The sequence below is a fragment of the Phenylobacterium sp. genome (genome assembly GCF_031412415.1).
Taxonomy (GTDB): domain Bacteria; phylum Pseudomonadota; class Alphaproteobacteria; order Caulobacterales; family Caulobacteraceae; genus Phenylobacterium.
Genome location: NZ_JANOCX010000284.1, coordinates 1 through 6,749, shown reverse-complemented (window position 1 = coordinate 6,749; position 6,749 = coordinate 1). Strand labels below are relative to the sequence as shown.

5 protein-coding genes are annotated in these 6,749 nt (G+C 69.6%); 1 reads left to right on the top strand and 4 read right to left on the bottom strand.

Annotated elements, in window-relative coordinates; translation table 11 throughout:
* Positions 1-167: 167 nt before the first annotated feature.
* The 3 genes from RMO04_RS13850 to murJ all read right to left on the bottom strand — a co-directional run bounded on the left by RMO04_RS13850 (position 168) and on the right by murJ (position 3,493).
* The gene (locus RMO04_RS13850) at positions 168-641 is read right to left on the bottom strand and encodes a universal stress protein (RefSeq protein ID WP_309645357.1); all 474 of its coding nucleotides are present in this window, start codon (positions 639-641) and stop codon (positions 168-170) included.
* Positions 642-679: 38 nt separating this feature from the next.
* Positions 680-1,717, bottom strand: a complete 1,038-nt coding sequence (trpS, locus tag RMO04_RS13845) for a tryptophan--tRNA ligase (RefSeq protein ID WP_309645356.1) — start codon at positions 1,715-1,717, stop codon at positions 680-682.
* A gap of 144 nt (positions 1,718-1,861) precedes the next feature.
* The gene (murJ, locus tag RMO04_RS13840) at positions 1,862-3,493 is read right to left on the bottom strand and encodes a murein biosynthesis integral membrane protein MurJ (protein ID WP_309645355.1); all 1,632 of its coding nucleotides are present in this window, start codon (positions 3,491-3,493) and stop codon (positions 1,862-1,864) included.
* 132 nt (positions 3,494-3,625) lie between these two features.
* Here murJ and RMO04_RS13835 point away from each other — a divergent pair, with 132 nt between their 5' ends.
* Positions 3,626-4,411, top strand: a complete 786-nt coding sequence (locus RMO04_RS13835) for an alpha/beta hydrolase (RefSeq protein WP_309645354.1) — start codon at positions 3,626-3,628, stop codon at positions 4,409-4,411.
* Here the strand turns inward: RMO04_RS13835 and RMO04_RS13830 are convergent.
* Positions 4,408-6,749, bottom strand: a 2,342-nt coding sequence (locus tag RMO04_RS13830) for a [protein-PII] uridylyltransferase (protein ID WP_309645353.1), incomplete at its 5' end; no start/stop codon positions are given. The genes RMO04_RS13835 and RMO04_RS13830 overlap by 4 nt on opposite strands.

Sequence of the window (6,749 nt, the reverse complement as noted above, 5' to 3'; positions counted from 1 at the left end):
CGCGATGACCATCAATGGTCCGAAGAGTGTCATGCCAATGAGGCCCCGCTGAAGCCCAATCCAACGGCAGAAAAGCACGGACGGCGTCCGCTTCCCACCCTTCCCAGCCATTCGTGAATCCGCAGGTTGCGCCTCGTCGGTGCCATTGAGCATCGAGACTGGACGGCCTAGGCCAGGTCGGCGATCTCCTCGTCGGTCAGGTCGCCCGGCACCACGGTGACGGGCACCTTGCGGGTTCCCCACTTGACGCCTTCCTTGGCGATGGAGGCGACCAGAGGTCCCGGACCGCGACCGCCCACCGCGGCGGCCAGGACCAGGATCTTGATGGCCGGGTCGTCGGAGATGACCTTGCGCAGCGCCGCGCGGGTGTTGTCGGCGTCCAGGATGATGAATTCCGGGGCCATGCCAGACTGCTCGACGACGTATTCGGCCATCTTCTGCAGGACCTGCTCGGCTTCCTCGCGGGCCTGACGCTCGATCTCCTCGCGCACGCCGCTCCAGTGCTCGAACACCGCCGGCTCTATGACCCGCAGCAGGGCCACGTGCCCGCCGGTGGAGCGGGCGCGGCGGCAGGCGAAGCGCAACGCCGCCTGGAACTCCGGGCTGTCGTCGGCGATGACCAGGAACTTGCGCTGACTCATGGGGCGACGGTGGCGCTCGGCGCGCCGCGAGGCAAGCCTCAGCTTCCCCAGTAGCCCACGATCTTCTTGACCTCGGCCAGGGTCGGGGCCGCGGCCGCGCGGGCCTTTTCGGCCCCCGCCGCTAGGACGGCGTCGATCTCGGCGGGATCGGCCATCAGCCGGCGCATCTCGCCGCTGATCTTGCCGAACTTGGCCACCGCCAGATCGGCCAGCAGGGGCTTGAACGACTGGCCGAAGCCCTGGCCGGTGAACTCGGCCAGCACGTCGGCGGGGGTCCGTTCCGCCAGGGCCGCGTAGATGCCGATCAGGTTCAGCGCCTCGGGTCGGTCCTTCAGCTCGTCCAGGGTCTCCGGCAAGGGATCGGGATCGGTTCGCGCCTTGCGGATCTTCTGGGCGATGGTGTCGGCGTCATCCAGCAGGTTCAGCCGCGAATTGTCCGAGGGGTCGGACTTGCTCATCTTCGCCGAACCGTCGCGCAAGGACATGATCCGCGCGCCCGGCCCCTCGGTCAGGGCCTCCGGCAGTGGGAAGAAGCCCGGCGCGTCGAAGTCGTGGTTGAACTTCTGGGCGATGTCGCGGGTCAGCTCCAGGTGCTGCTTCTGGTCGTCGCCGACCGGCACGTGGGTGGCCTTGTAGATCAGGATGTCGGCGGCCTGGAGCACCGGATAGGTGTAGAGCCCGACGCTCTCGCGCTCCTTGTGCTTGCCGGCCTTGTCCTTGAACTGGGTCATCCGGTCCAGCCAGCCCAGGCGCGCCACGCAGTTGAACACCCAGGCGAGCTGGGCGTGTTCCGGCACCGCCGACTGCGGGAAAATGGTGGCCTTCTTGGGGTCCAGGCCGGAGGCGAGATAGGCCGCGGCGATCTCGCGCACCTGGTGGGCCAGCAGCTTCGGGTCCTGCCACACCGTGATGGCGTGCATGTCGGCCACGAAGATGAAGGTCTCCATCTCGTGCTGCAGGCGGGTGAACTTCACCAGGGCGCCGAGATAGTTGCCCAGGTGCAGGGCGCCGGTTGGCTGGACGCCGGAGAGCACGCGCGCGGGGCCCGAATAGGCAGGGGGAGCTTGGTCGGTCATGGGGTCAGGCTTCGAACAAGAGGACAGTGTGGCGCGCGGCGGCGGCGCCGTTGAGCGGGTTCAGGCGCGGCGCCATCGCCAAGTGTTCCGTCCGAAGGTCATGGCGATTGCGAATAGGGCTTCGCGCAAGCGCCCGCAAGTCCGTCACAGGTCGGTGGGGACCGGCGCGTCACCCGCGCGGCGGCGCAGGGCGGCGCGGATCTCGCTGGGGGTGATGCCCCGGAACAGCACCAGCAGCAGGCCGTAGACCGCCACGCCCACGGCGCTCACGCCCAGCACCGCGATCTCCTTGGCGCCCAGGCCCAGGAACCTGAAGCCGGCCAACGGCGCCTCTAGCGCCGCCCGCTCATACGAGGCGAAGGCCAGCAGGCCGCCGAACACCGCGCTGGCGGCCAGGATGCGGAAGATGCGGTTCCACGCCTTGAGCGTCGGGGTGTAGTCGCCGCGCTTGGCCAGCAGGACCGCCATCTGCACGACATTGAGCCAGGCCGCGGCGCTGGTGGCCGCCGCGATCCCTGAGACCCCCACCACCGGGAAGAGCGCCAGGCCGAGCATGATGTTCACCGCCACCGAGATCAGGCCGAAGCGCATCGGCGCCTTGGTGTCGGCGCGGGCGAAGAAGGCCGGCTGCAGCACGCGGGCCAGGACGAAGGCCGGGACGCCCCAGCCGTAGTTCAGCAGGATCAGCCCCGTTTGCCGGGCGTCCTCCACCGTGAAGGCGCCGCGCGTGAACAGGCCGTCGATCAGGAAGAACGGCATGGCCACCAGGGCCGCGGCGGCGGGCACGGTTAGCGCCAGGGAAAAGATCATCGCCTGGTCGGTGGCGGCCTGGGCGTCCTCGTGGTCTCCCGCCTGGATCGCGCTGGAGAGCCGGGGCAGCAGGGCCACGCCCACCGCCACCCCGATCAGGCCCAGCGGCAGCTGGTAGAGCCGCGCGGCGACCTCGGTCCAGGCGCGCCCGCCGGCCACCTGGGAGGCCAGGATGCCGGAGATGAAGATGTTGATCTGCACCGCGCTGGCGGCGATGGCGCCGGGGATGGCCAGCGCGATCAGCGACTTGATCTCGGGCGTCAGCTTTGGCCGCCGCAGCATGATCTTGGCGCCGGTCTTCCTGGCGCCCCACCACAGCAGGCTGGCCTGCAGGACGCCGGCGATGGGGATGCCGATCGAGGCGGCGTAGGCGGCCCGGATCGGGTCGGTCTGCGGCCAGACGGCGATCAGCATCACGGCGTTGAGGATGGTCGGGAAGACGCCCGTGACGATGAACCGGCGGTGGGCGTTCAGCACCCCCGACAGCAGGGCCCCGATCGCCATGCACGGCAGGTAGGGCATGCTGATCTGGGTCAGCACGATGGCCAGCTTGAACTTCTCCGGATCCGAGGCGTAGCCCGGATTGATCGCATACATCAGCCACGGCATGGCGAGCTGCGCGACCAGGGTCAGGACGATGGTGGCGGCCGCCAGGGTGGCCATGGCGTCCGAGGCGATGCTGTCGGCCTGGGCCTGGCCTTCGCCGCCCAGGGTCTTGGTGTAGGACGGCACGAAGGCCGAGGTGAAGGCGCCCTCCGCGAAGATCCGCCGGAACAGGTTGGGGAACGAGAGCGCGGTGTAATAGGCGTCGGCGGCGATGGTGGCGCTGGCGCCCAGGCGCGCGGTGAGCACCAGGTCCCGCGCGAGCCCCATGAACCGGCTGATCAGGGTCAGGCCCGACAGCACCAGCGAGGAGCGGATCAGGCCGCTCTTGGGCGGAGGCGTCGTTGCGGAGGGCTCGGTCACGTGGGGTTGTGTGCGCCACGCCGACTGGAACGGTCAAGACGCCGGGCTGATGGGTCGCGCGCGGCGGCGTGTCGGATTTGAAGACCGCCGTTCGTCCTTGGGCCAACGAGGCTCGCACGAATGGAGGAAACCATGACACGCCATGTCACCTCGGCCGATGGCACACAGATCGCCTTCGACCTGCTGGGCGAGGGTACGCCCCTGATCGTGATCGGCGGGCTGCTTTGCGACCGGCAAAGGATGCGGGACCTGGCGGAGCAATTCGCCAAGCGCTTCAGCGTCATCAACTACGATCGTCGCGGCCGGGGCGCCAGCGGCGACACCGCGCCCTACGCCCTCGACCGGGAGGTCGAGGATCTGGCCGCCCTGATCGCGGAAGCGGGCGGGTCGGCGGCCGTCTACGGACATTCGTCGGGCGCGGGCCTAGCGCTGAACGCGGCCGCCTCGGGACTGCCGATCACCCGGCTTGTGCTGCACGAGCCGCCGTATGGCCCCGACGACGCCGAAAGCGCCCGGGGCTCGCGGGACCTGGCCGAGGGCGTCCGGGCGGCGCTCGCGGGCGGCGGCCGGGCCGAGGCCATCGCCATGTTCTTCGCGGCCACGGGCATGCCCCCTGAGGTGGCGGACGAGATGGCCGGCGATCCGCACATGCAGGCGATGGCGCCGACCATGGTCTACGACTTCGAGGTCATGGGCGACTTCGCCTGCGGCGGCGTGATCCCGAAGGACCTGGTGCGCGCGATCAAGGCCCCGACCCTGGTGGTCGCCGGCGAGACCAGCCCGGATTTCTTTCGCGACACCGCCGCGGCGCTCGCGGCGATCCTGCCGAACGCCCAGCACGTCCTATTGGAGGGCCACGATCATGCCGCGCCGGCGGAGGTCGTGGCGCCGGTGGTGGGGGCGTTCCTGACCGCCTAGCGGCCGACGCTGGCGCGGGCCTTCTGCAAGTGGACGCGAGCCTTGGGCGTGGCGGCGGCCTCGACCTCTTCCAGCGACGCCATGAGCTGGGCCTTCAGGGCCATCATCTTCTTGGTGTCCGTCAGCTTCTTGCCATCGGCCTCGACGACGAAGAAGGCGTCCACGGCCCGCTCGCCGTAGCCGTCGATATGGGCCGAGAGGATCGACAATCCGGCCTCGGAGATGTTGCGCGCCAGGGCCACCAGAAGGCCCGGCCGGTCGCGACCCGAGGCCTCCACCACGGTCGAGGCCTCGGAGGCCTCATTGTCCAGCATCACGGTGGGGGTGATGTTGAAGGCCGCGGCCCGGCCGAAGTCGGCGACCCGGCGCGGCTCGGCCTTGCTGACCTCGCCCCGGCCGGCGGCCTCCAGCGCCTTGGCGAGCTTGGTCAGCGCCTTGGGATTGTCGGAGCCATAGGCCGCGCCGGTGACATCCTGGACATAGAAGATGTCCAGCGCCTGACCCTGCCGGGAGGTGAAGACCCGCGCGCCCACGACGTTGGCGCCGGATGCGGTGATGGCGGCGGCCAGGTCGACGAACAGCCGCTGGCGATCGGTGGCGGCGACCACCACCTCCGAGGCGTTGAGGCCGGGCCGGATCTGGCCCTCCGCGGCCGCCCCGCCCGCCTGTTCGGCCCGGCGGCCCAGCTCGGCGTGGGCCAGGATCTCGGGGTCGGTGAACGAGGTGAAGTAGGCGTCTTCCATGGCCGTGGCCCAGGTCTCGGACGAGGGGTCGGCGCCGATCAGCCGGACGCGGGCGTCATAGGCGGCGTTCTCGTGATAGCGGCGGATGGCGGCGGCGGCGTCAGAGCCACGCCCGCCGCGGAACACCGCTTCGGTCGCGCCATAGAGCTCGCGCATGAGCTGGCCCTTCCAGCCGTTCCAGACCCCCGGCCCCACGGCGCGGATGTCGGCCACGGTCAGCACCAGCAGCAGGCGAAGCCGTTCCGGCGTCTCCACGATGCGGGCGAAATCGGCCACGGTGCGCGGGTCTGAGACGTCCCGCTTCTGGGCGTAGTCGCTCATGACCAGGTGGTGTTCCACCAGCCACGCGACCATCTCGATGCGCTTGCGGTCCAGGCCCAGGCGCTCGCAGGCCTGACGCGCGGCGCGCGCGCCGGCCTTCTCCTGCCCGCCAGCCCCGCCCTTGCCTGTGTCGTGCAACAGCATGGCCAGGAACAAGGCCTCGCGGTCGTCGATCAGCGGCATGATCGCCGTCGACAGCGGATGGTCCTCGGCGAACTGACCGTTGGCGATGTCGGCGATCACGCCCACCGCCCGCAGGGTGTGCTCGTCCACCGTGTAGGAGTGGTACATGTTGAACTGCATCTGGGCGACGATGCGGCCCCACTCGGGCACGAAGCGCCCAAGCACGTCGGCCTCGTTCATCATCGACAAGGTGCGTTCCGGATTGCGGCCGTGGGCGAGGATGTCGAGGAACACCTTGGCCGCCTCGGGATCGCGGCGAACCTTCGAGCCGATCATCGCCACGCCGCGGCTGGCGGCGGTGAAGGCGTCGGGATGCAGGTCCAGGTCGCGTTGATCGGCCAGCCTGAACAGCCGCAGCATGTTGATCGGATCGGCCTCGAAGATCTGTGGTCCGTCGATGTTGAGACGCCCGCCCTCTTCGTGGAAGCCGGGGTCCAGCGTCTTCTTGCGCGGTCGCCCACGACCCGGGATCAGCCGCGACAGGCCGCGCGGCTGCTGCTTGATCTGCTCGGCCTCCAGCTTGGCGGCGAAGACCCGGGTCAGGGCGCCGACCTCCTTGGCGATCAGGAAGTAGCGGCGCATGAATCGCTCCACCGCCGGCGCGTCGCCGCGGTCGCCGTAGCCCATACGCCGGGCGATCTCGGGCTGCAGGTCGAAGGTCAGCCGTTCTTCCGGCCGCCCGGTGGCGAAGTGCAGATGGCCGCGCACCGCCCAGAGGAAGTCGAAGGCGCGGATGAAGGCGGCCACCTCGCGGCGCTCGAACATGTCCAGCGGCACGAAGCCGTCCACCTGGGCGACCGGATGCAAGTACTGGGCGATCCAGAACAGGGTGTTCAGGTCCCGCAGCCCGCCTTTGCCTTCCTTCACATTGGGCTCGACCAGATAGCGGCTGGCGCCGGCGCGCAGTTGACGCTCGTCGCGTTCACGGAGCTTGGCGGCGACGAACTGGGCGGCGGTCCCCTTGACCACTTCGGCGCGGAACCGGCGGATCAGTTCGTCCGACAGCTTCTCATCGCCGCTCAGGCGCCGAGCCTCCAGGATCGAGGTGCGGATCGTGAAGTCCTCGCGGGAAAGCTTGATGCATTCCTCGA

What these genes read in the sequence shown, in the direction of transcription:
- trpS (WP_309645356.1), bottom strand. Translation starts at nt 1,717, where the DNA reads ATGACCGACCAAGCTCCCCCTGCCTATTCGGGCCCCGCGCGCGTGCTC.
- RMO04_RS13835 (WP_309645354.1), top strand. Translation starts at nt 3,626, where the DNA reads ATGACACGCCATGTCACCTCGGCCGATGGCACACAGATCGCCTTCGAC.
- RMO04_RS13850 (WP_309645357.1), bottom strand. Translation starts at nt 641, where the DNA reads ATGAGTCAGCGCAAGTTCCTGGTCATCGCCGACGACAGCCCGGAGTTC.